The sequence below is a fragment of the Streptomyces sp. NPDC005931 genome, assembly GCF_042871235.1.
Classification (GTDB): Bacteria; Actinomycetota; Actinomycetes; order Streptomycetales; family Streptomycetaceae; genus Streptomyces.
In genome coordinates this window covers 197879-223285 of record NZ_JBIAIG010000012.1, presented here as the reverse complement: position 1 = coordinate 223285, position 25407 = coordinate 197879, and the positions used below count along the sequence as shown (strand labels likewise).

Below are 25407 nucleotides of genomic sequence, written 5' to 3'. Positions count from 1 at the left end.
AGTTCTCAAGGAACGGACGCTTCCTTCGTACTCACCCTCTCGGGCTTTCCTCCGGGCGCTTCCCTTCGGTCTTGCGTTTCCGACTCTATCAGATCTTTCCGATCCGATTTTCTCGGTGCTTTCCAGGTTCCCGCTTTCGCGTTTCCCTTTCCGGCGGACCCGACTTTATCAGAGGTTCCGGACCGGGCTGACCGGCCTGAGTTTTCCGATTTCATCGGGAGGGACTTCTTCGAGCGCTGCGCTTCGGCCGACGCTTCACGAAGTCGCGTAGATGTTCACTGTTGCCGTTCTGGGTGAGACCCCATGTCCAGGCAACTGTTCGAATCTACCTCCCCGCAGGCGCCGTGTCAACGGCTCCCGTGGGGCGAAGAGGAGACTAGCAGCTGAACGGACCCGACTGCGAATCAGGCGGCCGTGGGCACCGTCGCGCTGCGCTCGGCCGCCCCCAGGTCACCCGTCTCACCGGCGCCGGCCGCACGTCCGCCCAGGACGTAGACGTATGCGAGGAAGGCCAGCTCGGCGACGACGCCGATGGTGATGCGGGCCCAGGTGGGCAGGCCGGACGGCGTGACGAAGCCTTCGATGGCGCCCGAGACGAAGAGGACCACGGCGAGGCCGATCGCCATGGCCAGCGCTGCCCGGCCCTCCTCGGCCAGTGCGCTGCGCCGGGTGCGCGGGCCGGGGTCCACGAGGGTCCAGCCGAGTCGCAGGCCCGTGCCCGCGGCGACGAAGACGGCCGTCAGTTCCAGCAGGCCGTGCGGCAGGACGAGGCCGAGGAAGGTGTCCAGGCGGCCGGCCGAGGACATCAGGCCGATTCCGACGCCGAGGTTCAGCATGTTCTGGAAGAGGATCCAGATGACCGGCAGGCCCAGGAAGACGCCGAGGATCAGGCAGAGGGCCGCGGCCCAGGCGTTGTTCGTCCAGACCTGGGCGGCGAAGGACGCGGCCGGGTTGCTCGAGTAATAGGTCTCGTACTGGCCGCCGGGGCGGGTGAGCTCACGCAGTTCGCTGGGGGCCGCGATGGACGCCTGGACCTCGGGGTGGGTGCCGATCCACCAGCCGAGGAGGGCCGCCACGACCGTGGACAGCAGGGCCGTGGGCACCCACCAGTGGCGCGACCGGTACACGGCGGCGGGGAAGCTGTGGGTGAGGAAATGGGTCACGTCCCGCCAGGACGCGCGGCGGGCGCCCGTCACCACGCTCCGCGCGCGGGCCACCAGCTGGCTGAGGCGGCCGGTGAGCTGGGGATCGGGGGCCGCGGACTGGATCAGGGAGAGGTGCGTGGCGGCGCGTTGGTAGAGGACGACCAGTTCGTCGGCCTCCGCCCCGGTGAAACGGCGCCGGCGCCGGAGCAGGGTGTCGAGGCGGTCCCACTCCGCGCGGTGGGCGGAGACGAAGACGTCGAGGTCCATCGGTGTGCCTGCTCCTCGGCTGTTCGTCGGCGGCTCGTCCTCGATCACTGGACCGGCCCGGTCGGCTGATCGGCTTGATCGGCTAGTCGTACTGCGGTGCGATGTTCCCTCAGCTTGGCAGACTGGCCGTGTTCGGGGCAGGCCAGGAAAGGGTGGCGGGCGTGAGTGAGCTGGTGACGGGCGAGGCGGTGGCGCTGGAGTTGCGCCCCGCGAAGCTGCCCAGCAGGGCGCTGGCCGTGCTGCTCGACCTGGCGGCGGCCGTGGCGGTGTACATCGCGGTGACCGTCGCCCTGGTGGCGTCCACGGCGTCCCTCGACCAGGCGGCGCGAACCGCTGTGTCGATCGCGTCATTCGTCCTGGTGCTGGTGGGCGGGCCGATCGCGGTGGAGACGCTCAGTCATGGCCGCTCGCTCGGGAAGCTGGCGTGCGGGCTTCGGGTGGTGCGGGACGACGGTGGGCCGATCCGGTTCCGGCACGCGCTGGTGCGCGGTCTGATCGGTGTGATCGAGATCCTGATGACGTTCGGGGTCGTCGCCTGCATCGCGTCGCTGGTCTCGGCGCGCGGGCGGCGGCTCGGGGACGTGTTCGCCGGGACCCTGGTCGTGCGGGAACGGGTTCCGGCTTCCCGTTCGGGCTTCGTGCCGCCGCCTCCGCCGTGGCTGGCCGGGCGGTTCTCGGCGCTCGATCTGTCGGCGGTCCCCGACGGTCTGTGGCTGGCCGTCCGCCAGTACCTGACGCGGATGCGGCAGCTGGACCCGCAGGTCGGGCAGGCCATGGCGGAGCGACTGGCCGGGGATCTCGCGGACCGTACGGGGGTCCCGGTGCCGCAGGGCGTGCCGCCGGCGGCGTATCTGGCGGCGGTCCTCCAGGAGCGGCAGGCCCGGGAGGCCCGGCGGGCCTTCGGGAACGGTTCGGGCGCGGTGGGTGAGTCCGTCGGCGCGGGATCGGCGGGCGGGGCGGCGAGTGGGTTCGGCCCGTCGGCGTACCCGGGCGGCACGCCGGTTCCCGGGGTGGATCCGCGAGCCGCGTCGTCGGCGCCCGCACCCTCCGCACCATCCGCGCCCGCACCACCCGCGGCGTCGGCGTCGTCGGCACCCGTGCCGTCCGGTGGGTACGGCGAGTACGGCGCGTACGCTGCGGGGCCCGGGCCTGGCGGGGGCTCATCGGGTGGTGCGGCCGGCGAGGACGAGGACGGCGCGCCGCACGACGGGGGCCGTGGCCCGGCCGGGCGGCCCGCGACCGGGTTCGTGCCGCCGGCGTAGGCGGCACCGGCCACCCGGCACTTGCGCGGCCGGTTCCCGCGCCACGGGGGACGTTTCGCGGGGGCTCGCTTGCCGGCGGTTCCGGTCGGGTCCTCAGTCGAAGGCCGAGGGCGGGGTCTCCAGGTCCTCGAGCTCGATGCCGGGGGCCGCGAGGACCACGTCCCCGGCGATGTGCACGGTGTGCTGTTCCCCGGTGTCCAGGGCTGTGACCTGGTAGGCGTCCACGGTCAGAGGGCCGTTGTCAGTGGCGTGTGCTTCTCTCTTCACCAGGGCCCAGGACTGGTCGACGGTGCGCGGGGCGAGGACCGGATCCGTGAGGGCCACGAGGCGGACGCGGGTGACGGACGAGGAGGGGGTGAGGCGCAGCAGACGGGCGGTGGCGACGAGGAACGCCGGGGACGAGCCGGTGAAGGCGTGGGCGCGCGCATTGCCTTCGGAGGCGTGGGCCCCGGTGGGATCGGATCGGACCCAGGTGACGCCGTCGAGGGCGGCGCCGCGGACCTGCCAGCCGGCGGTGTGGAGTTCGAGGCGGATGGGTCGGCCGAGTTCGTCGAGGGCGAGGTCGACGGAGCCCAGGTGTTCGCCCGAGGGGGCGGTGCGCTGGGCGACGTAGCGCCAGCCGGAGGGGCCGGGGGCGCAGTGGAAGTGCTCTTCCGCGAAGGGGGCGTGATCGTGCGGATCGTGGAGCGAATAACGGCCGCGGGGCATCGGGGTCCTGGGTCTTGACGGGCCTGGTCCTCCCGAGGGGCAGGCCCCCCGACACGGGGGTGCGGGGGGCCTGCCCGGGAGGACCTGCTGCCGGTGAGCGCGTCGGTGCGCCGACGCGCTCACCACGGCGGGAGCGTGGGCTCAGTAGCGGTAGTGGTCCGACTTGTACGGGCCCTCGACCTGGACGCCGATGTACTCGGCCTGCTCGGGGCGGAGCGTGGTCAGCTTCACGCCGAGCGCGTCGAGGTGGAGCCGGGCGACCTTCTCGTCGAGGTGCTTGGGCAGCACGTACACGCCCGTGGGGTACTCGTCGGGCTTGGTGAACAGCTCGATCTGGGCCAGGGTCTGGTCCGCGAAGGAGTTGGACATCACGAACGACGGGTGGCCTGTGGCGTTGCCCAGGTTCAGCAGGCGGCCCTCGGACAGCACGATGATCTTCTTGCCGTCGGGGAAGGTCCAGGTGTGGACCTGCGGCTTGATCTCGTCCTTGACGATGCCGGGGACCCTGGCGAGACCGGCCATGTCGATCTCGTTGTCGAAGTGGCCGATGTTCCCGACGATCGCCTGGTGCTTCATCCTGGCCATGTCGTCGGCCATGATGATGTCCTTGTTGCCGGTCGTGGTGATGAAGATGTCGGCCGTCTCGACGACCTCGTCCAGGGTGGTGACCTGGTAGCCGTCCATCGCCGCCTGCAGCGCGCAGATCGGGTCGATCTCGGTGACGATCACCCGGGCGCCCTGTCCGCGCAGGGACTCCGCGCAGCCCTTGCCCACGTCGCCGTAGCCGCACACGACCGCGGTCTTGCCGCCGATCAGGGTGTCGGTGGCGCGGTTGATGCCGTCGACCAGGGAGTGGCGGCAGCCGTACTTGTTGTCGAACTTCGACTTGGTGACGGCGTCGTTCACGTTGATCGCCGGGAACAGGAGGGTGCCGTCGCGCTGCATCTCGTACAGGCGGTGGACGCCGGTCGTGGTCTCCTCGGTGACACCACGGATCTCCGAGGACAGCTGGGTCCACTTCTGGGGGTTCTCGGCCAGGGTGCGGGTCAGCAGTTCGAGGATGACGCGGTGCTCGTCGGACTCGGCGGTGTCGGGCGAGGGGACCTTGCCGTCCTTCTCGTACTCGACGCCCTTGTGGACGAGGAGGGTGGCGTCACCGCCGTCGTCCAGGATCATGTTCGGGCCGCCGGTGGGGCTGTCCGGCCAGGTCAGCGCCTGCTCGGTGCACCACCAGTACTCCTCCAGGGTCTCGCCCTTCCAGGCGAAGACCGGGACGCCCCGCGGGTCGTCGGGCGTGCCGTCCGGGCCGACGGCGATGGCCGCCGCGGCGTGGTCCTGGGTGGAGAAGATGTTGCAGGAGGCCCAGCGGACCTGCGCGCCCAGCGCGACCAGGGTCTCGATGAGCACGGCGGTCTGCACGGTCATGTGCAGGGAGCCGGTGACACGGGCGCCGGCCAGGGGCTGGGCCTCGGCGTACTCCTTGCGGATCGCCATCAGGCCCGGCATCTCGTGCTCGGCGAGGGTGATCTCCTTGCGGCCGAACTCGGCCAGGGAGAGGTCGGCGACCTTGAAGTCCTGTCGGTTGTCGACAGTCGTCATTGCGAGCTGCTCCTCGGGGTTGGGGCGAGGTGGGTACGGCTGTTCTGCGCGGCGGCGGACACAGGGGTGCCCAGAAGAGGACACAGGCATGCCCGCGTACGCGCAGCGCAGTCCGTCGGAGGCCCTCTCTCCCTCGGTCGGCCCCGTGTGGACCGCCCGACCGCCATCAGCAGCGACGTCTGGCTCCGTCCCAAGCTACACCGCTCGCCCCGGCGACCCCCAGTCCGTCCGCGAACACATCAGGTCGATCCGGCGGGCGCCCCGCCCCCGGCCCCCGGTGGCGGTCCTGGTGCGAGCCGCTAGCCTCTCCCCGCGCGGAGGGGCCGTGCGGGGAGGGGATCGGGCATGCGCCAGGGCCGGGGACTGCTGGTCGCGGGGTGGGTGATGCTCACGGCGGGACTGGTGTCGGTGGTGGCGTCGCTCGCGGGGCTGCGGCTGAACTACGGGATGGCCGACGTGCGGAGCGAGAGCATGGTGCCGACGTACCGGCCCGGTGACGACATCGTCTACGAGCGCGTGGACGGGGGCGAGGTGCGGCGCGGTGATGTGGTGCTGTTCTCGGCGCCCGACCGCTATCCGGGGGGCGTGCTCGTCGTGCACCGCGTCATCGGGGTGGGCGGTGACCGGATCGTGTGCTGCGCGGGCGAGGGGTCCGCGCGGCGGCTCACGGTGAACGGCCGGACAGGGGTGGAGCCGTACGTGAAGGACGGGGACGCGAACGGTTCCCTGCCGCCGCGGTACGACGTCCGGGTGCCCGAGGGGCGGCTGTTCCTGCTCGGCGATCACCGGCTCAACGCGCGGGACTCCCGCTTCTTCGCCGACGACCACGGGGGCACGGTGCCCGTGGAAGCGGTGCGGGGCCGGGTCACGGAGGACCGCCTGGGTGTGCTGCTGCTCGCGGGGGGTGCGCTGCTCGGGCTGTTGCTGGCGATCGCCGGCCTGATCGGTGTGCTCGCGGGGCGGGCCGCGCGGCGCCGGCCTGCGGAGTTCGGCACGCAGTTGTGGCCATCGCACTTCTGAGGCGCGGGTCCGCCGCCCCGGTATGGCGGAGGGGCTCGCCGGGCGATGCGGCGGGCCCCTCCGTCACCGACCCGGGGAGTCCGGGTCGGGAGGTCTCAGTGCGCGGTGTCGTGCGGCGCCGGGCCGCCCGGAGTGGCCTCCGGATCGGCGCCCTTGGCGGCCTCGGCCTCGCTGTAGACGTCGGGCTCGAGGTAGATCACGCGGGCGATCGGGACGGCCTCGCGGATGCGGGCCTCGGCGGCGTCGATGGCGGCGGCGATCTCCGCGGCCGTGTTGTGGTGCTGCACGGCGATCTTCGCGGCGACCAGCAGTTCCTCGGGGCCGAGGTGCAGCGTGCGCATGTGGATGATGCGGGTGACGGTGGCGCCGTCGACGACGGCGGCCTCGATCTTCCGGGTCTCCTCCACGCCCGCGGCCTCACCGAGCAGCAGCGACTTGGTCTCGGCGGCGAGGACGAGCGCGATCAGGATGAGCAGGACGCCGATGCAGAGGGTGCCGATGCCGTCCCAGACGCTGTCGCCGGTGAGCAGGGCGAGTCCGACGCCGCCGAGGGCGAGGATCAGGCCGACCAGGGCGCCGAGGTCCTCCAGCAGGACGACCGGCAGCTCGGGTGCCTTGGCGTGGCGGACGAACTCCTTCCAGGAGCGCTTGCCGCGCAGGACGTTGGACTCCTTGATGGCGGTGCGGAAGGAGAAGGTCTCGGCGATGATCGCGAAGACGAGCACGCCGACCGGCCAGTACCAGTGCTCGATGTCGTGCGGGTGCTTGATCTTCTCGTAGCCCTCGTACAGGGCGAACATGCCGCCGACCGAGAAGAGCACGATGGAGACGAGGAAGGCGTAGATGTAGCGCTCGCGGCCGTAGCCGAACGGGTGCTGCGGGGTCGCCTCGCGCTGGGCCTTCTTGCCGCCCACCAGCAGCAGGGCCTGGTTGCCGGAGTCGGCGACCGAGTGCACCGACTCGGCGAGCATCGACGACGAGCCGCTGAAGAGGAACGCCACGAACTTCGCTACCGCGATCGCGAGGTTGGCGGCGAGTGCCGCCACGATCGCCTTGGTGCCGCCTGACGCGCTCATGTGTTCGCGTTGTCCCTTCGTACGCCGTTTTTCGGGCCCGGGCGCGTGGTTGCCCGCGCGCCCGGGATTTTGCCCGTCCTTTGACGGTGGGCCATTGTTGCAGCCCTTCCCGGCGACGGCGCGTCAGGTCGCCGTCGTGCGGCGGTCAGGCGACGACCGTGGCCCGGAACAGCGTTCCGGTACCCGAGACTTCGGCCTTGTCACCTGCGGGGACGAAGACGGACGCCCCTGGGGACAGTTCGTGTTCGCCCGCCCGTACGGAGCCGGCCGTGCAGAGCAGGATCTGGGGGGTGGGCAGGGTGAGGTCGTGGACGGCGCCTCCCGGCGGGAGGACGTGGCGGGAGAGGCGGAACTCGTCGATCGGGGTCTCGTAGACCTCCTCGCCGTCCGGTGCGGCCTCCGGGCGCAGCACGCCGGGGTCGCCGGCCTCGAAGCGGACGATGCGCAGGAGCTCGGGGACGTCGACGTGCTTGGGGGTCAGGCCGCAGCGCAGGACGTTGTCGGAGTTGGCCATGATCTCGACGCCGAGGCCGCTCAGGTAGGCGTGCGGCACGCCGGCGCCGAGGAACAGGGCCTCGCCGGGCTGGAGCCGCACGTGGTTGAGGAGCATGGCGGCGATGACGCCGGGGTCGCCCGGGTAGTGGTGGGCGATGCCGGCGTACGGGGCGTAGGGGCCGGCGAGGCGGTCGCAGGCCGCGGCCGTCTCGGTGACCGTGCGGGCCATCTCCTCCGGGTCGGCGGTGAGGACGGCGGTGAGGACCTCGCGCAGGGCCGCTTCCTCGGGGTGGGCGTGCAGGAGGTCTACGTACGGCTTGAGCGAGGCGATGCCGAGGCCGTCGAGGAGTTCCGCGGCGCGCAGCGGGTCGCGGAAGCCGCACAGGCCGTCGAACTCGGTGAGGGCGCAGATCAGTTCGGGCTTGTGGTTGGCGTCCTTGTAGTTGCGGTGCGGGGCGGTGACGGGGACGCCGCGCCGCTCCTCGTCCTCGTGGCCCCGCCGGGCCTGTGCGAGGTCGGGGTGCACCTGGAGGGACAGCGGGGCGCCGGCGGCGAGCAGCTTGAGGAGGAAGGGCAGACGGGGGCCGAACTTCGCGACGCAGGGCGCGCCGAGTTCCCCTTCCGGGTCGGCGTCGATGACCTCGACGAGGGTGCCCCGGCCGGTGCGCGAGGGTGCGCCGGGGTGGGCGCCCATCCACATCTCCGCCTGTGGCTCGCCGGTCGGCTCGACGCCGAGCAGCCGGGGGATGGCGGTGGTGGAACCCCAGGCGTAGGGGCGGACGGTGTTGTCGAGGCGGTCCATGGGGATCTCTGCGTTCCTTCTGCCGGTTCTCGGGCGCACGCGACGTTCCCGGGCGCACGCGGGGATCAGGTCGGTCCGGTCGTCCTGGGCATGATCAGGCTCCGGAAGCGAGCGCCAGGTAAACGGCGGCGAAATCCGTGACGGCGATCAGTTCGGCGAGGGTCTCCAGTTCGCCGCCCGCCTCGGGCTCCAGCTCACTGATCGGCGTGTCGTGGCTGAGGGCAAGGTCGCGAGCGGCCGGGGCGGCGCTGAGCCCGCCGATCGGGCGGTCGCGCAGCAGCACCACGCGTGCGTGCAGCGCGGGCGGCTCCTCCACGCGGTCGCGGAAGAAGTCGTCCGGGTCGGCGCTGGCGGCGAGCGGGCCGGCGAGCAGGGCGCTGTGCGCGGCGAGTGCCTCGGGCAGCTCGGCGACGACGGCGGGGGTGCCGGACAGCTCGGCGAGCGCGGCGGCGAAACGGCGGCCCGCGGGGCCTGCCGAGACGCCCTCGGTCCACACGACGGGCAGCGCGTCGGCGAGTTCGGCGGCCAGGGTCTTGGCGGGGTTGCTGTAGGTGGCGATGGCGGGGCCGCAGCGCTCCGCCATGGCGTCGAGGCGGTCGGCGACCTTCTCCAGGGCGTCCGGCGGTGCGGCGAGCAGACCGGTGCGGTCCAGGAGCGCGAGCAGCGGGGTGAGCAGCGCCCACAGGACTCCCGGGGCGGAGGCGGCGAGGGGTTCGTCCTGGTCGTACGGGGCGGTGGCCATGGGGACGAACAGGCCGTGCGAGCCACCGACCGACTCGGCGAGCGGGGTGCGCGCGGGGGCGACGGCGACGACGGTGCAGCCGCGGCGGTAGGCCTGTTCGCCGAGCAGGGACAGACCGGGCTCGGTGCCGTCCGGGGTGGCGATCAGCAGCAGGTCGACGGAGCCGGCCCAGCCGGGCAGCTCCCAGCGCAGGGCGCCCGCGGCGGGGGCGACGCCGGTGGGGGCGAGCCGGGTGACGGGGCTGCCGGCGCCGGCGAGCGTGCCGAGGAGGTCCGCGGCGTGGGTGGCGGCGGCGCCGGGGCCGGCGATGAGGACGGCGCGGGGGCGGCCGTCGGGTTTGAGGTCGTTGACCCCGGCCTCGGCGGCGTGCCGTGCGGCGGTGCGGACGCGGGCGCCGGCTTCGGCGGCGCCGCGGAGCAGGCCGCGGTGGTCGGCCTCGGCGAGGCCCTCCGGTGAGTCGAGCAGCGATTCGTCGAGCATGAAGGGCGGCCTCCGGTAGGCGGGGCGTCGGTACGCGGGCGTCGCTGCGCGGGCTCTGGGGCCCGGGTGCCCGGGCTCCGGGTCTGCCCTGCGCCGGGACGCCGGATCGTCGGTTACGCGGGGCGGCGGGCCTCGTCGACGAGGAGTACGGGGATGCCGTCCCGGACCGGGTAGGCCAGGCCGCAGTCCTGGCCGGTGCAGAGCAGTTCGTCGCCCTCCTCCTCGAGGGGGGAGTGGCAGGCCGGGCAGGCGAGGATCTCCAGGAGGCCGGCTTCGAGCGGCATGGGGGTTCCCTTCGGGCGGGGCGTATGAGGACGTGCCTGGTCAGATTACCGCCGGTGGCCTCCGGCGGAGGGGCGGACGGGGTGGGGCGGGCCTGCCCGCGGGCCGAGTGCGGTGAGGGCCGCCCGGCCGGGTTCATGCCCGGATGATGGCCAGGGCCTCGTCGCGGATCCTGGTCATCGTGGCCGCGTCGCGGGCCTCGGCGTTCAGGCGCAGCAGCGGCTCGGTGTTGGAGGGGCGGACGTTGAACCACCAGTCGGCGGAGGTGACGGTGAGGCCGTCCAGTTCGTCCAGGGTGATGCCCTCGCGGCCCTCGTACGCGGCCCGGACGGCGGCGAGGCGGGCGGCCTGGTCGTCGACCGTGGAGTTGATCTCGCCGGAGCCGGCGTAGCGGTCGTACCGGTCGACCAGGTCGGACAGCGCGCCCTGCTGGCCGCCGAGGGCGGCGAGCACGTGCAGCGCGGCCAGCATGCCGGTGTCGGCGTTCCAGAAGTCGCGGAAGTAGTAGTGGGCCGAGTGCTCGCCGCCGAAGATCGCACCCGTCGTGGCCATCTCGGCCTTGATGAAGGAGTGGCCCACGCGCGTGCGCACCGGTGTGCCGCCGCTCTCCCTGACGGCCTCCGGCACCGACCACGAGGTGATCAGGTTGTGGATGACCGTGCCCGTGCCGCCGTTGCGGGCCAGCTCGCGCGTGGCCACCAGGGCGGTGATCGCCGACGGTGACACCGGCTCGCCCCGCTCGTCCACGACGAAGCAGCGGTCCGCGTCGCCGTCGAAGGCGAGGCCGAGGTCGGCGCCCTCCTCCCGGACACGCTTCTGGAGGTCGACGAGGTTGGCCGGGTCGAGGGGGTTGGCCTCGTGGTTGGGGAAGGTGCCGTCGAGTTCGAAGTACATCGGGACGAGGGTCAGCGGGAGGCCGGCGAAGACCGTGGGGACCGTGTGCCCGCCCATGCCGTTGCCCGCGTCGACGACGACCTTGAGCGGGCGGACGGACGTCAGGTCGACCAGCGAGCGCAGGTGCGCCGCGTAGTCCTCCAGGGTGTCGCGCCGGGTGATCGCCCCCGGGGCGGCGGCCGGCTCGGGGGCGCCCGACGCGCTCCACTGCTCGACGAGGGCGCGGATCTCCGCCAGGCCGGTGTCCTGGCCCACGGGGGCGGCGCCCGCGCGGCACAGCTTGATGCCGTTGTACCGGGCGGGGTTGTGCGAGGCGGTGAACATGGCACCCGGCAGGTCCAGGGCGCCCGAGGCGTAGTAGAGCTGGTCCGTGGAGCACAGGCCGATCTCGGTCACGTCGACGCCCTGGGCCGTCGCACCGCGCGCGAAGGCGCCGGACAGGCCGGGGGACGAGGGGCGCATGTCGTGGCCGGTGACGACGGCCCGCGCGCCGGTGACGCGGGCGAAGGCGGCGCCGAAGAGTTCGGCCAGGGGCTCGTCCCACTGGTCGGGGACGACTCCGCGCACGTCGTACGCCTTCACGATCTGCGACAGATCAGCAGCCACGGCCAACCCTTCCGAAAGTCCTGACGGTCAGCACAAACTACCGGGAGTGCGGGAGAGTGGGCGCCGGGCGTAGGAGTTCTCCGGGCCGGTGGGCCGGGTGCGGGGGCGGTGGTGCGGGGCGCCGGCGGCTCCCGCGGCGGGGCGCCGTGCCGGGCCCGCGGGCGGCCGGGGCGCCCTGGGGAAACGCTTCGGCGCTCAGTTGTCGGGCGAACGCAGGACCCGCAGGTGGCCGCGTCGGGCGACCTCCATGGGGTCCGCGGCACGAGTCCCGCCGGCTCCGGCCGCCCGCTCCTGGGGGCGGGCCGCCTCGCGCACGGCGTTGGCGAGCGCTTCCAGGTCGTCCCCGCTGGGCTGCGCCGGTGCCGAGCCGTCGAGGAGCCGTACGACCTCCCAGCCGCGCGGGGCGGTGAGACGCTCGGAGTGCTCGGCGCACAGGTCGTAGCAGTGGGGTTCGGCGTAGGTGGCGAGGGGGCCGAGGACCGCGGTCGAGTCGGCGTAGACGTACGTCAGCGTCGCGACGGCGGGTCGGCCGCAAGCGGTGCGCGAACAGCGACGTACAGGGCTCACGATGTTGGACGGTACCGCACTCTTGAGCGGGCCGCGACGACTCTCCCTCAGGTCACTCCACCGTGTCGTGATGTGAAACCGCGCACACACCCGTCCCGACCCGCGTCGCTGACCTGCTGGGACGGGGGCGTCCGGGATACCGGACAGCTCGGCATCCGGTCAGGAGTCGGAACAAACACCGCCATTTGCCTCGAGATCGCCGGTCCCGGAGGGATGCGGAATCGAGCCCAACCTTGGCTGGAATGGTCAGGTGACGACATGTCGTATGGGGTGGCCCGATGCCGTGTGGGGTCGGGCACGCGGGCGCGGTGGCGACTACCCTTCACGGTGATGGACAACCCCGTGACGCCCCGTGCCGCCGGCCCCGGGCCCCGCCGCCGTGATCGCCACGGCCGGGGCATGCGCGGCCCGATCGCGCCGCCGCAGGTGCCGCTCGCCGCGAGCCGTGCGGAGGCGTTCGCCGACCTGGTGCAGGACTCCGTGGAACGCCTGGAGCGGCGGTGGCCGCAGCTGGCCGACATCGATTTCCTCGTGCTGGAGGTGCCGCGGCTGGACGGCGCGGCACTGGGGTGGAGCGACGAGGCGGTGCCGCTGGGCGGGACGGTGGCGGCCCGGGAGGGCCGTCCCGCGCGGGTGGTGATCTACCGGCGGCCGGTGGAGATCCGTACGAAGGGGCGGGACGAGCGGGCGGCGCTGGTGCACGAGGTCGTCGTGGAGCAGGTCGCCGAGCTGCTGGGGCTGACACCGGAGACCGTCGATCCGCGGTACGGGGAGGACTGAGCGGCGCGCCGCCGGGCTCGGCGACGCGCGAGGGGCCGCGGCGGGGGCGTCCGTCCTCGGCCCGGCACGGAAGCGGTCACCCGGGAGGCCGGGTGTCGATGCCCGGGTGTCGATGCCCTGGCCGCCGGAGGCGGACGCCCCCGCCGCGTGCGCCGTGCGCGGCTACCTCTGGAGGATCGACAGGTCCTGTTCCGCCTCCGGTACGGCCACCAGGCCCCGGTCGTCGGGCAGGGGCTGGACCGTGAAGGACGGGACGTCGTTCCCGGGTGCCGTGAGGGTGCGGGAGGCGTAGACCGGGCCGCCGGACCGTGGCTCGACGGTCAGGGCGTAGGTGCCCTTCAGGCCGGTCGGCAGCGGGGCCGCTATGTCCTGAGTGGTCCCCGCCTTGATGGTGAACGTCTTCGACACCGCCGTGCCTCCCCCGGTGCCCGCTGATGCGGTGACCTTGATCGTCGCGGCGGACTCGGGGGCCGTGACCGAGAGGGTCGTGACCTTGGCGGTGTTGTGGGCGGACGTCGCGCGGGTGCCGACCGGGCGGGCGGCCGGGATGAAGGCGGACTCCTGGTCGGTGCCCTTGCCGCGCAGCACGCGTACCGCCGCCACGACCGGGACGGAGCGGTCGGTCGGTGTGAGGATCAGCGAGCCGGCCTCGCCGCGCGTGACGTCGGCCAGGTCGACGGCGGTCGTCATGCCGCCCTTGACGTGAACCGTCTCGTGGCCGGCCGGGGTGATCAGGCCGGAGGGGGAGGCGAGGCGCACCTTGAGGTCGGCGTCGGTGTTGCCGGGGGTGAAGGCGACCAGACGTACGGCGGTGGCGTCCTTCGGGATGCCCGGCAGCACCAGGCGGCCCGCGGGGTCCGTGGACGCGGCGAGCCAGTCGCCGCCGAGCTTGTCGTCCAGGGCCTGCAGAGCCGCGCCGACCCGGCCGCTGCGGACCACGACGTGCACCGTCACGTCGGTCTCCTCGGCGTCGGTGAGCGTGGACAGCAGGACCGGCTCGCTGGAGTGCGGCTGGACGGTGACGCCCTCCGCCACGACCGTCTTCAGGGTGCCGTCCTCGCCGTACAGCTCGATGTCGGCCACGGCGGCGGAATCGTCGGGGTTGGTCAGGTGGACGTAGTCGGTCCGGCCGGGCGCCGTGCTGGCGCCCGGGAACCAGAACTCCGTGTCCGGTGCGGTGCAGGTGACGCCCTGAAGTCCCCGGCCGGTGCCGGCGGCGACCTCGGTGGTCTGCTGCACGGTCCAGCCGGGGGCGACGCGGCCCTCCGCGGTGCCGATGAGCGCGGGTGCCTCGCCGCCGGAGGTGTCCCCGGTGACCGGCTTGCCGGGGGCGCCGGGTTCCAGTACCGGTTCGGCGGGCTTCCCGGCGTCCTTCTCGTCGTCCACCTGCTCCCGCGCGGCCCGCAGTTCCGCCGTGCCCGCGCTCTCCGCGCCCTCGGTGACGGGCGTGAAGGACGTGTACGTGGTCTCCGCGAGGTCCGAGGTGCTGGGGGCCGGGCAGAGCAGGCTCGTGCGTTCCACGGGGAGGTGCGCCGCCGTCCTGGCGGTGTCGTCCTCGGGCGTGGGGTCCGGGGAGGACAGCGCGGCGAAGCCGGTGACCGCGGCGAGCGCGGTCGTGGCGGCGATCAGGGACAGGGTGGTGCGGTTCACTGCTGGCTCCCGTCGGGACGCTCACTGCCCGTGCCGTGGGGGTGGTGCGGCTGCTGCTCGGGGTCGTAGTAGCCCTGCCCGTAGGCCGGGTCGTACGAGGGCTGCTGGGGCGTGCCCCCGTACGCGTACGGGTCGTAGGACGGGTACTGGTCGTACTGGTACGGGGCCGTCTGATAGGGGCGGCCGTACTCGTCCGTCGCGTACTGCTGTTGCTCGCCGCCGTGGCCCGCGGTCCACTCGTCGTAGGCGGGCTGCGGTGGAACGGTCGCGGGCTGCTGCGGGGGAACGGTCGCCGCCGGCTGCTGCGAGGGACCGGTCGCCGCCGGCTGCTGCTGCTCCGCCGACGGCTCCTCGGGGGTGGTATCCGCCTCGGCCTGGGCGCGCAGGCGGCGGGCGCGGCGGCCCTCGCCGGCGACGGGCTCGGCGGGGGCGACCGGGTCCTCGGGCAGGTCGTCGTCGACGTCGCGGCGCCGGCCGGGCAGGGCCAGGACGACGAGGACGACGGCGAGCAGGCCCTGGGCCCACAGCCAGGCGGTGCGGGTGAACGGGTCCGCGTAGGTGACGTCCAGCGTGCCGCCGGAGGCGGGGAGTTGGAAGCCCTGGGCCCAGCCGTCGACCGTGGTGCGGGTGAGCGGCTTGCCGTCGAGGGTGGCGGTCCAGCCCTCGGCGGCGGTGTCGGCGAGGCGCAGGATCCGTCCGTCGGGGCCGCCCGGGATCCTGGTGTGGATCTCGACCGGGCCGGCCGCGACCGGCCGCGGCTCGGCCTCGGTGCCCTGAGCGGGGACGATGCTCGCGCGGGCGACCTGCTGGTCGACCCGCCACAGCGCGCCGCCCGCCTGCTGGCTGAGCCGGGTCAGGCCGGGCGTGGCGTCCAGGACGCGGGTGACCTCGCGCGGGGCTCCTGGGTGGACCAGGACGTAGCGCACGGCGAATCCGCCGAGCTGGGTGGCCTGGTCGGCGCCGGAGCCGGCGACCAGGTTGGCGACGACCTTGTCGAGCCGGGCGTTCCCGCCGTCCACCGCGGCGATCTCGGCGTCGCCCATGCGGGCACCGGAGCCGCGGACCAGCATGTAGCCGACGTGGGCGGCGGAATCGCTGTCGAGGACGAGGGTGCGGGCCTGGTCGCGGGTGGCGCTCTCCTCGGCGACGAACGCGGGGACCTGGACGGGGTCGCGCCGCTCCAGGGGGCCGTCGGCACCGCGGATCATCCAGCCGGCGGCGAGGAGCAGCGGGCCGACGGCACAGGCGAGGGCGATCAGCGCGGCGACCGGCTGGCGCCAGCCGAAGCTCTGCTCGGCGACGCGCGAGCGCGCCCCGTCGGCGCCGAGCACGGCCGCGGCGAGGAGGGCGATGCCGTAGACGAGGGTGGCGGGGCCGGCCCAGGTGGAGTTGTTGGACAGCACCGCGAACACGAGGCCGGTCAGGGCGGCCGCCCAGGCGGTGAGGATGGCTGGCCGGCGCTCGGAGCGGAGCAGCGCGGCGAGGGCGGCGAGCACCAGGCCGACGAGCATCAGGCCGTCGAAGGTGCCGGGGCCGCCCGGGCTCGCGCCGAGCAGGTCGAGGGCGGACGCGGCGGAGGGGCCGTGCTCCAGGCCGGCCTCACGGAAGAAGCCGAAGGGCAGCAGCGACAGCGACCAGGGGGCCAGGACCACCATCGGGGTGCCCAGCTGGGCCAGGAAGCGCAGCGCGTAAGCCGGGAGGTCGGCCCTGCGCACGGCGAGGACGCCCAGGCCGAGGAGCAGGGCGACGGGCCACACGATCGGGGTGAACGCGGTGGCGATGGTGAGCAGCAGCGCGTACGCCCAGGTGGCCCGCCAACTTCCGCGCACGCCGTCGGGGTTGGCGAGGCCGCTCGCGGCGACGCCCGCGCGGGCGAGGAGCGGCAGCAGCACGGCGAGGACGGCGGTGCCGATGCGGCCGCCGGCGAGGGCGCCGGTGGCCGCGGGCAGGAAGGCGTAGGCGCTGGCCGCCCACGCGCGCAGCAGCCGGGAGGCGACCAGCGGGCGGGAGGCGAAGTACGCGGCGCAGCCGGCCAGGGGGACGGAGCCGACGAGCAGGAGGGTGACGGCGAGCCCGGTCGAGCCGAGCAGCAGCGACGCGAGCGCGGCCACGATCGCCAGGTACGGCGGCGCGGATCCGGTGCCGCCGGCGCCGACGGCGTGCCAGGCGTCGGTGTAGCGGGACCAGAGGTCCCCGGAGTCGGCCGGTGCGGGCAGCAGGGCGCCGCCGGCGAGCGCGCCGCCGCCGAGGAGTTGCCGGCAGGCGGCGAGCGAGACCAGCAGGAGGACCAGGAAGAGCACGGGGCCCGGCTTGCGGGCGATGCGCTTGAGGCGGGCGAACTGCTCGACCTCGAGGAAGTCGGCGTCGTCGCCGCCGGGTCCGGACTCGATGGCGCCGCCGTGCCGTCCCGCGCCGGAGGTGACCTCGGGGTCGGAGCGGCCGACGAGGCTGCTCGCGGCCTGTTCCACGGTGACCCGGACGGTGGCGCCGGGCGGCGGGAACAGCGACCGCAGTTCGTCCTTGTCGATCCGCGGGCTGCCGCGGCGGCGCCGGCCGGCGAGGATCCGCTCGGGGCGCAGCAGGGTGCCCAGGAGACCGCGGATCTCGTCGAGGGCCTGTCCGGGGACCTTGCCGACGAGATAGGCGAGGGTGCGCAGCAGCGTGCCGAGGACGAGGCGCAGCAGCACCCAGGGCAGCGCGGCCGTACGGGTGTTGACGAGCAGGGTGTAGGCGGCGCCCGCCTTGTCGACCTTGTGCGGGGAGGCGGAGGTGCGGCCCACGCAGTCGACGGTGCGGCGTTCGCGGGAGGCGGCCTCGGCGTGCCGGACGATCGCGTCGGGGGCGACGAGGACCCGGTACCCGGCGGCATGGGCGCGCCAGCACAGGTCGACGTCGTCGCGCATGAGGGGCAGGTGGCGGTCGAATCCGCCGAGCCGGTCGAAGACGTCGCGCCGGACCAGCATGCCGGCGGTGGACACGGACAGCACGGGCCGCACGTGGTCGTGCTGTCCCTGGTCCTGTTCGCGGCGGTCGAGGCCGGTCCAGCGGCGGCCGGAGTGGGCGATGGAGACGCCGACCTCGAGCAGCTGCCTGCGGTCGTACCAGCCGCGGAGCTTGGGGCCGACGACGGCCACGTCGTCGCGGCCGAGCTCGTACTCGTTGTCCACGACGCGCAGCAGCTGGGCGAGGGCGTCGGGTGCGGGGGCGCAGTCGTCGTGCAGCAGCCACAGCCACTGCACCGGCTCCCCGTACGGAAGTTCGGGCAGATCGTAGGCGTCGTCGCGCCAGGTGCGGGTGGCCGGGTCCCAGCCGCTCGGCCGCTTCAGGTAGGGCAGTTCCTCGGGGGTGAGGACGGGGGCGGTGCGGACGCACTCCTCCACGGCCTGGCCGAAGCCGGTACGCCGGGCGAGGTGCAGCACGCGGTCGTCCCCGAGCGCATCGCCGACCAGCCGGGCGGAGGTGTCCGCGCTGCCGGTGTCGGCGCCCATCGCGTACTGGACGGGGCGCTCCTGGCCGAGCAGCCCGGCGAGCGCGTCGGGCAGCCACCGGGCGCCGTCGTGCGACACGAGGACCGCGGTCACCACGTGGCGCGGGAACTCGGGCGGACGGGCCGCATCGGGCGCCGACGCGGGGGCCGGGTCGAAGACTGCGGTGGCAGCGGCGTCTTGGTGGGCTGCCGTGTGGCTGTGCACGGACATCGAGGTACGGGCCCCGGTTCGGTGGTCTGAGGGTGGACGCCCGTGCCCGGTGGGGGCAGCGGGGGTCTCGGTCGGGCGACCACACTATCGGCTGGGCAACACGGCGGCCCGCCGCCTGTGGACAACCCACCGGCGACGGGCCTTACGCGACGTTTGTACTGATGTGACCGACGTTTGTGCTGATGTGACTTACGGGGATGACGTGCCGTTGGGCGGTCGGCGCCGTTCTACAGACTGTGGCCCTGCTTCGTACCCGTCGTCGTCCTCAGACGGCGGCCTTCTTCAGCCGGCGGCGCTCACGCTCGGACAAACCGCCCCAGATGCCGAAGCGTTCGTCGTTGGCCAGGGCGTATTCGAGGCACTCGGAGCGGACCTCACAGGCGAGGCAGACCTTCTTGGCCTCCCGGGTGGAACCGCCCTTCTCGGGGAAGAAGGACTCGGGGTCGGTCTGGGCGCACAGCGCGCGCTCCTGCCAGCCGAGTTCCTCGTCCGCGTCGTCGACCAGCAGTTGCTGCACCAGCTCGGTCATGTGCGCCCCTCGTCCGTCTTTCGCGTCCCCGTGATGTAGCCGTTACCGATTCCGGCTGAACGACACGAGTGAAATTACAAGTGTGCTGCTCCGGGCGAGTCAAGCCGAGATCTGCTATTGGGCCCCTTATTCACTCTGCGGAACCAAGGCCAAGCGGAAAGTGTTCAAATCGCCATAAACCTTGACACGCCGAAGGGGTCCGCGAGGGTGTCCGGTCCTCGTAGAACCTCTACGGGTGAGGACGCCCAGGCGTTCGATCTCGTTCCGACACCCGCGCCGGAGCGAACCGGATCACAGTCGGATCACAGGATCGCAACGGCGCTCGTGCGCCCGGTTGTGCCGCACCTTGTGTCCCCGGATCCCGCTGAGCAAACCTTTCACCTGGGAGATGAACCGGATGAGGTGAACCATGTCCCACATACCGGGCGTCGAGTTGACAGTGAAGGTGTGAACCGGTGTCCTTGTGGGCATGCTCGCGAACTTGGCACTCACCTCGACCCGCACCGCCGGGTCCCTCGGTGCTGCCCGCGCACGCTGTAGCTGTCGCTGTTCCGGCTGTTGAGCCCTCCCCCCTCGCTCCGGCCGTCACCGGGTCACCCACGACCCGGCCGCTGATTCCTCCGCTCCCACCGGGGCATCCCTCGCCGCCGCCCGCGACCCGGGCCCCGCGCGCACGCGTCCCACCCCAAGCCCCCGCTTCCCCGCCAAGGACCCGCCGCCTCCATGAACAGCGACAGCGACCTCCAGATCGCCGGTGACATCCTCGAAGTCCCGCACCTGCTCCAGGCTCCGCGCGAGCACCCGGCCACCGTCGCCGAGTTCGCCGGCCTGGCCCGCTCCATCGCCGCCGACCGCTCCCAGTGGGAGCACCTGGTGCGCTACGACGCCACGACCCGCTGGTACCACCGGCTGCGCACCGGCCCCGGCTACGAGGTGTGGCTGCTGTCCTGGGTGCCCGGCCAGGGCAGCGGACCGCACGACCACGGCCGCTCCTCCGGTGTGCTGACCGTGCTCGACGGCACCCTGACCGAACGCACCGGGCGCGGCTCGCGCGCGCTGACGCCGGGCGCCCAGCGGGTGTTCGCGCCGGGCTATGTGCACGAGGTCGTCAACGACGCGCTGGAGCCCGCGGTCAGCCTGCACGTCTACTACCCGGGTCTCACCGAGATGCCGATGCACCCCGGCGCGCACACCGCCACGGTGGCCCCGCACTGCGAGGCCCCGACGGAGGCCCGCTCCGTCACCGCGTGACACATCGTCGTCGCGGCCTGCAAGACTGCCTCCATGCGCATTGTGGTTCTGGCAGGCGGCATCGGCGGTGCCCGTTTCCTGCGCGGTCTGAAGCGGGCCGTGCCGGACGCGGACGTCACGGTCATCGGCAACACCGGGGACGACATCCACCTCTTCGGGCTGAAGGTCTGCCCGGACCTCGACACGGTGATGTACACCCTCGGCGGCGGCATCAACGAGGAGCAGGGCTGGGGGAGGGCCGACGAGACCTTCCACCTCAAGGAGGAGCTCGCGGCCTACGGCGTCGGCCCGGAGTGGTTCGGGCTGGGCGACCGGGACTTCGCGACGCACATCGTGCGGACGCAGATGCTCGGCGCCGGGTATCCGCTGAGCGCGGTGACCGAGGCGCTGTGCGACCGCTGGAAGCCGGGCGTGCGGTTGGTCCCCATGACCGACGACCGGGTCGAGACCCACGTCGCGGTGGAGCTCGACGGCGAGCGGAAGGCGATCCACTTCCAGGAGTACTGGGTGCGGCTGCGGGCCTCGGTGCCCGCCGAGGCGGTCGTGCCGGTCGGCGCGGAGCAGGCGAAGCCGGCACCGGGCGTGCTGGAGGCGATCGCCGGGTCCGACGTGATCCTCTTCCCGCCGTCCAACCCGGTGGTCTCCGTGGGCACGATCCTCGCCGTCCCCGGCATCCGGGAGGCGATCGCCGACGCGGGCGTGCCGGTGATCGGCCTGTCGCCGATCGTCGGGGACGCGCCCGTGCGGGGCATGGCCGACAAGGTGCTCGCGGCGGTGGGCGTGGAGTCCACGGCCGCGGCGGTCGCCGAGCACTACGGCTCGGGCCTGCTGGACGGCTGGTTGGTCGACACCGTCGACGCCGCCCAGGTCGAGCGCGTCGAGGCGGCCGGGATCCGCTGCCGGGCCGTGCCGCTGATGATGACGGACGTGGAGGCGGCCGCGCGGATGGCACGGGAGGCGCTGACGCTCGCCGAGGAGGTGCGGGCGGTTTGACCGGCTCGCACACGCCGTCCGACGGCTACCGGGTGTGGCCCGTCGCGGGGCTGCCCGAGGTCCGGCCGGGCGACGACCTGGCCAAGCTCATCGCCGCCGCCGAGCCGGGACTGGCCGACGGCGACGTGCTCCTCGTCACCTCGAAGATCGTCTCCAAGGCGGAGGGCCGGATCGTCGAGGCGTCCGACCGGGAGGCGGCCATCGACGCGGAGACGGTGCGGGTGGTGGCCCGGCGCGGTGCCCTGCGCATCGTGGAGAACCGGCAGGGGCTGGTCATGGCCGCGGCCGGGGTCGACGCGTCCAACACGCCGTCCGGCACGGTGCTGCTGCTGCCCGAGGACCCGGACGCGTCCGCGCGGGCGATTCGCCGGGGCCTGCGCGACCTGCTGGGCGTCACCGTCGGCGTGATCCTCACCGACACCTTCGGGCGTCCCTGGCGCGCGGGGCTCACCGACGTGGCGATCGGCGCCGCGGGCGTACGCGTGCTGGACGACCTGCGCGGCGGCACGGACGCGTACGGCAATCCGCTCAGCGCCACGGTCGTCGCCACCGCCGACGAACTGGCCGCCGCCGGCGACCTGGTCAAGGGCAAGGCCGCGGGACTGCCCGTGGCCGTGGTCCGTGGGCTGGCGCACACGGTGACCGACGACGACACACAGGGCGCGCGGGTGATGGTCCGTGGCGCCCGTGACGACATGTTCCGCCTCGGCACCTCGGAGGCGGTCCGCCAGGCGGTGACCCAGCGCCGCACGGTCCGGTCCTTCACGGACGAGCCGGTCGACCCGGGGGCGGTGCGCCGCGCGGTGGCCGCCGCCGTGACGGCACCGGCGCCCCACCACACCACCCCCTGGCGCTTCGTCCTCCTGGAGTCGGAGCGGTCCCGCACCCGTCTCCTGGACGCCATGCGCGACGCCTGGATCGCCGATCTGCGGCGGGACGGAAAGACGGAGGAGTCCGTGGCCCGGCGGATCCGCCGCGGCGACGTGCTGCGCAACGCCCCGTACCTGGTGGTGCCGTGCCTGGTGATGGACGGCTCGCACACCTACGGGGACGCGCGGCGGGACGGGGCGGAGCGGGAGATGTTCGTCGTGGCGGCGGGCGCGGGCGTGCAGAACTTCCTGGTCGCGCTGGCCGGGGAGCGGCTCGGCTCGGCGTGGGTGTCGTCGACGATGTTCTGCCGGGACGTGGTGCGCGAGGTGCTGGACCTGCCCGCGGACTGGGACCCGATGGGCGCGGTGGCGGTGGGCCACCCGGCGGAGGAACCTCGGCCCCGCCCCGAGCGGGACGCGAGCACTTTCGTCCGGGTGCGCTGAGCCGCGGCTGCGGACGCCTACCCTCATAGGGGCCCGCTCCACGACCACCCCCGGGATCTCTCGTGGCAGGACGTTTCTCTCCCCGGCCGACGCGCACCACCGTGCGCGGCGGCCATGTCGTCGTGCCCCCGGGCGTCCCGAGGCAGGCCGCGGGACCGGGCCGGGTGCGCACCTGGGTGCCGGACGGCCCCCTGGACCTCGGCCTGGTGTGCGGACCACTGCGGCGCGGCCCCGGTGACCCCACGTTCCGTACGACACCGGACGGTTCCGTGTGGCGGGCCAGCCTGACGCCCGCCGGACCCGGGACGCTGCGGGTGACGACGAGCGGCGGGGAGGTACGCGGGCAGGCGTGGGGGCCGGGGGCGGACTGGCTCCTGGAGCGGCTGCCGGAGATGTGCGGTGCGGCGGACGATCCGGCGGAATTCGTCCCCCGCCACAAGCTGCTGGCCCTCACGCAGCACCGGCGGCCGGGGCTGCGGCTGACGCGGACGGGGCTGGTGCTGGAGTCGTTGATCCCGTCGATCCTGGAGCAGAAGGTCACCACGGGGGAGGCGTACCGGGCGTGGCGGCTGCTGGTGCGCAGGTACGGCGAGCCGGCACCGGGACCCTGTCCCGACCGGATGTCGGTGATGCCGCCGCCCCGGACCTGGGCGCTGATCCCGTCCTGGGAGTGGCACCGGGCCGGGGTCGACGACAAGCGGGCGTCGACGATCCTGCGGGCGGTGCGGGTCGCCGCGCGGCTGGAGGAGGCGGTGGGGATGCCGCCGGCCGAGGCACAGGCGCGGCTGGAACGGGTGCCGGGGATCGGGCCGTGGACGTCGGCGGAGACGGTGCAGCGCAGTCACGGCGCGCCGGACGCGGTGACCGTGGGGGATCTGCATCTGCCGGGGATCGTGGGGTGGGCGCTCGCGGGCGACCGGGACGCGGACGACTCCGTGATGCTGTCGCTGCTGGAGCCGTACGCGGGTCAGCGGCATCGGGCGGCGCGGTTGATCCTGCTGAGCGGGAGGGTGCCGGAGCGGAGGGCTCCGCGGATGCCGTACGGGGACATCGGGCGGCTGTGAGCCGGGGTCGGTCCCGCTGATCGTGGGGGGGGGTGACGCGGCGTCGGTCCGCGACCCGGCGCCGACGTGTCTCCCGGTCGGTCCCGGCTGCCGGTGGTCGCGCGGCCCGGCCACTGCCGGGGTGCCGCCCCGTGCGGCACCTCACCGCATCCGGCATCCGCTCACTCGTCCGACGAGAACCGCACCGCCCCCGCCGGTATCCGCACGTCGCACCAGACCCGGACCCCCTCGCGGAGTTCGTTGCGCGCCCCCACCACCGCCCCGTCACCGATGACCGTGCCGGTGAGGACCGATCGTTCGCCGACCCGCGCGCGTGTGCCGATCAGGGAGTCCGTGACGACCGCTCCGGGTTCGATGACCGCCCCCGGCAGGATCGTGCTGCCGAAGACGCGTGCGCCCTCCGCCACGAACGCGCCCTCGCCCACCACCGTCCCGCCTGCCAGCTTCGCGTCGGGCGCGACCGTCGCCGTCGGCAGGACCAGCCGGTCCCCGCAGCGCCCGGGGACCGCGGGGGAAGGGGCGCGGCCCAGCACCAGGTCCGCCGAACCCCGTACGAACGCCGCCGGCGTGCCCAGGTCCAGCCAGTACGTGGAGTCGACCATCCCCTGGAGGTGCGCCCCGGCCGACAGCAGGTCCGGGAACGTCTCCCGCTCCACCGACACCGGCCGCCCCGCCGGGATCGTGTCGATCAGCGAGCGCCGGAAGACGTATGCCCCCGCGTTGATCTGGTCGGTGACGATCTCCTCCGGCGTCTGCGGTTTCTCCAGGAACGCCAGCACCCGCCCCGTCCCGTCCGTCGGCACCAGCCCGTACGCCCTCGGGTCGGTCACCTTCGTCAGGTGCAGCGAGACGTCCGCACCCGTCGTCTCGTGCGTGCGCACCAGCGCCCGGATGTCCAGCCCCGTCAGGATGTCCCCGTTGAAGACCAGCACCGGGTCGTCCGGCCCCGAGTGCAGCCGCGACGCCACGTTGCGGATCGCGCCGCCCGTGCCGAGCGGTTCCTCCTCCGTGACGTACTCGATGTGCAGTCCCAGCGACGAACCGTCCCCGAAGTACGGTTCGAAGACCTCGGCCAGATAGGACGTGGCCAGCACGATGTGCTCGACGCCCGCCGCTCTCGCTCTCGCCAGCTGGTGCGTCAGGAAGGGCACTCCGGCCGCCCGGACCATGGGCTTGGGTGTGTGCACCGTGAGCGGGCGCAGCCGTGTGCCCTTTCCGCCGACCAGGAGGATCGCTTCTGTCACCTGTCGTCTCTGCTTCCTGCCGGGACCGGCCGCACTGTCGTTTCGGCCGGCCAGTGTATGCAGACCGTTCCACAGCACTCTCGACGGCCGTGTCTCCGGCAGGAAGGTCCCCGTCGGCCCGCGCCGGGCGTCAGCGCCCCTGGTAACGGGCCGCCGCGGCACGGGCGGTGCCGAGTTCGGAGTAGAGCTTCCCCCCTGGGCACGCGGTGTTGAACCCGTCCCGGTGACCGGAGATCACGTTCAGTCGCACCTTCTTGCCTTTTCGGTAGAGGTTGCCACCGGCGGACTTCAGGTATGTCTTGCCGCGCGGATTCATGCCGTGCAGACCGAGCTTCCACGCGGTGAGCCGGGCGATGGCCTTCACGGCCGACGACGACGGCTTCTTGGACCCGTACGAGCCGAGGACCGCGATGCCCGTGCTGTTGCTGTTGAACCCGAGGGTGTGGGCGCCGAGGACGGGCTTCGCCACTCCCCCGGCGCGGCCCTCGTAGATGCGGCCGCACTTGTCGACGAGGAAGTTGTAGCCGATGTCCCGCCAGCCCATGCTCCGTACGTGGTAGCGGTAGATACCGCGGATGAGCGACGGCGCCTGCGAGCACGTGTAGCCGTTGCCGGTGGCGGTGTGGTGCACGAAGGCCGCCTTGACCTTCTTCGTGTACACGAACCTCTTCTCCCGCAGGCTCTCGTCCGCACCCCAGCCGCGTCGGGTGACGATGCTCGGACGCGGGCCGATGTACGGCTTCGCCTGCTGCCCGTCGGCCCCGGCGCCGCGCGGGGCGGGCGATTCCCGCTGCGTCCGTGCCCGGGGCGGCGCCTGCATCTCGTCGGCTCCGGCCGCGGGCGCGTCCTTGCCGGGGTCGACGAGTTCGACCCGCAGGCCGGAGGGCAGTGCGGGCGCGGCCCCGGCCCGCGCGGCGGAGGCCTGGGGGGCGGAAGCGTG

21 protein-coding genes are annotated in these 25407 nt (G+C 73.5%); 7 read left to right on the top strand and 14 right to left on the bottom strand.

Annotated features, from left to right (window positions below; genetic code table 11):
• Positions 1-404 precede the first annotated feature (404 nt).
• Positions 405-1412, bottom strand: coding sequence for a stage II sporulation protein M (locus ACFYOV_RS25960; protein ID WP_389091229.1), 1008 nt, complete (start codon positions 1410-1412; stop codon positions 405-407).
• Between the two features lie 161 nt (positions 1413-1573).
• Between ACFYOV_RS25960 and ACFYOV_RS25955 the strand changes: the two genes are divergently transcribed.
• On the top strand, positions 1574-2674 hold the full coding sequence (locus tag ACFYOV_RS25955; protein WP_389091227.1) for an RDD family protein: 1101 nt from the start codon (positions 1574-1576) through the stop codon (positions 2672-2674).
• 93 nt (positions 2675-2767) lie between these two features.
• Here ACFYOV_RS25955 and ACFYOV_RS25950 read toward each other — a convergent pair whose 3' ends face one another.
• On the bottom strand, positions 2768-3382 hold the full coding sequence (locus ACFYOV_RS25950; RefSeq protein WP_389091226.1) for a hypothetical protein: 615 nt from the start codon (positions 3380-3382) through the stop codon (positions 2768-2770).
• 141 nt (positions 3383-3523) lie between these two features.
• Positions 3524-4981 carry an adenosylhomocysteinase gene (gene ahcY, locus ACFYOV_RS25945; RefSeq protein WP_389091223.1) on the bottom strand — a complete coding sequence of 486 codons (1458 nt, stop codon included), beginning with the start codon at positions 4979-4981 and terminating at the stop codon, positions 3524-3526.
• 345 nt (positions 4982-5326) lie between these two features.
• On the opposite strand from ahcY, the gene lepB reads away from it, so the two are divergent.
• A complete protein-coding gene (lepB, locus tag ACFYOV_RS25940) occupies positions 5327-6001 on the top strand; it encodes a signal peptidase I (RefSeq protein WP_389091221.1) in 675 nt (224 codons plus the stop codon).
• Between the two features lie 95 nt (positions 6002-6096).
• Here lepB and ACFYOV_RS25935 read toward each other — a convergent pair whose 3' ends face one another.
• From ACFYOV_RS25935 to ACFYOV_RS25910, 6 genes are all read right to left on the bottom strand, one after another.
• On the bottom strand, positions 6097-7077 hold the full coding sequence (locus ACFYOV_RS25935) for a cation diffusion facilitator family transporter (protein ID WP_389091219.1): 981 nt from the start codon (positions 7075-7077) through the stop codon (positions 6097-6099).
• 145 nt (positions 7078-7222) lie between these two features.
• On the bottom strand, positions 7223-8374 hold the full coding sequence (manA, locus tag ACFYOV_RS25930; RefSeq protein WP_389091217.1) for a mannose-6-phosphate isomerase, class I: 1152 nt from the start codon (positions 8372-8374) through the stop codon (positions 7223-7225).
• A 94-nt stretch (positions 8375-8468) separates the two neighbouring features.
• Positions 8469-9596: an SIS domain-containing protein gene (locus ACFYOV_RS25925; RefSeq protein WP_389091214.1), complete on the bottom strand. Its 1128-nt coding sequence runs from the start codon at positions 9594-9596 to the stop codon at positions 8469-8471.
• A 113-nt stretch (positions 9597-9709) separates the two neighbouring features.
• Positions 9710-9880 (bottom strand): Trm112 family protein, encoded by a 171-nt coding sequence (locus ACFYOV_RS25920; protein WP_389091213.1) that lies wholly within the window; start codon positions 9878-9880, stop codon positions 9710-9712.
• 133 nt (positions 9881-10013) lie between these two features.
• Positions 10014-11378 carry a phosphomannomutase/phosphoglucomutase gene (locus tag ACFYOV_RS25915; RefSeq protein WP_389091210.1) on the bottom strand — a complete coding sequence of 455 codons (1365 nt, stop codon included), beginning with the start codon at positions 11376-11378 and terminating at the stop codon, positions 10014-10016.
• Between the two features lie 195 nt (positions 11379-11573).
• Entirely contained in the window at positions 11574-11996 is a 423-nt protein-coding gene (locus ACFYOV_RS25910) for a DUF3499 domain-containing protein (RefSeq protein WP_389091261.1), read from the bottom strand.
• A gap of 279 nt (positions 11997-12275) precedes the next feature.
• On the opposite strand from ACFYOV_RS25910, the gene ACFYOV_RS25905 reads away from it, so the two are divergent.
• Positions 12276-12725, top strand: a complete 450-nt coding sequence (locus ACFYOV_RS25905) for a metallopeptidase family protein (protein WP_389091209.1) — start codon at positions 12276-12278, stop codon at positions 12723-12725.
• Positions 12726-12887: 162 nt separating this feature from the next.
• On the opposite strand, the gene ACFYOV_RS25900 is transcribed toward ACFYOV_RS25905, so the two are convergent.
• The 3 genes from ACFYOV_RS25900 to ACFYOV_RS25890 form a co-directional block, all read right to left on the bottom strand.
• Complete coding sequence (locus ACFYOV_RS25900; protein ID WP_389091208.1) at positions 12888-14375, bottom strand: DUF5719 family protein; 1488 nt, start codon at positions 14373-14375, stop codon at positions 12888-12890.
• A complete protein-coding gene (locus ACFYOV_RS25895) occupies positions 14372-18073 on the bottom strand; it encodes a glycosyltransferase (RefSeq protein ID WP_389091206.1) in 3702 nt (1233 codons plus the stop codon). Before ACFYOV_RS25895 ends, ACFYOV_RS25900 begins: the two co-directional genes overlap by 4 nt.
• Positions 18074-18338: 265 nt before the next feature.
• Entirely contained in the window at positions 18339-18602 is a 264-nt protein-coding gene (locus ACFYOV_RS25890; RefSeq protein WP_003975777.1) for a WhiB family transcriptional regulator, read from the bottom strand.
• Positions 18603-19325: 723 nt separating this feature from the next.
• Between ACFYOV_RS25890 and ACFYOV_RS25885 the strand changes: the two genes are divergently transcribed.
• The 4 genes from ACFYOV_RS25885 (at position 19326) to ACFYOV_RS25870 (ending at position 23223) form a co-directional block, all read left to right on the top strand.
• A complete protein-coding gene (locus tag ACFYOV_RS25885; RefSeq protein ID WP_389091204.1) occupies positions 19326-19853 on the top strand; it encodes a cysteine dioxygenase in 528 nt (175 codons plus the stop codon).
• A gap of 33 nt (positions 19854-19886) precedes the next feature.
• Entirely contained in the window at positions 19887-20846 is a 960-nt protein-coding gene (gene cofD, locus ACFYOV_RS25880; RefSeq protein WP_389091201.1) for a 2-phospho-L-lactate transferase, read from the top strand.
• Positions 20843-22159, top strand: coding sequence for a coenzyme F420-0:L-glutamate ligase (locus ACFYOV_RS25875; RefSeq protein WP_389091199.1), 1317 nt, complete (start codon positions 20843-20845; stop codon positions 22157-22159). The genes cofD and ACFYOV_RS25875 overlap by 4 nt, the downstream gene beginning before the upstream one ends.
• 62 nt (positions 22160-22221) lie before the next feature.
• A complete protein-coding gene (locus ACFYOV_RS25870; RefSeq protein WP_389091197.1) occupies positions 22222-23223 on the top strand; it encodes a DNA-3-methyladenine glycosylase family protein in 1002 nt (333 codons plus the stop codon).
• A gap of 161 nt (positions 23224-23384) precedes the next feature.
• On the opposite strand, the gene ACFYOV_RS25865 is transcribed toward ACFYOV_RS25870, so the two are convergent.
• Positions 23385-24467 (bottom strand): sugar phosphate nucleotidyltransferase, encoded by a 1083-nt coding sequence (locus ACFYOV_RS25865; RefSeq protein WP_389091195.1) that lies wholly within the window; start codon positions 24465-24467, stop codon positions 23385-23387.
• Between the two features lie 130 nt (positions 24468-24597).
• A partial coding sequence (locus ACFYOV_RS25860; RefSeq protein WP_389091193.1) for a peptidoglycan recognition protein occupies positions 24598-25407 on the bottom strand: 810 nt, incomplete at its 5' end.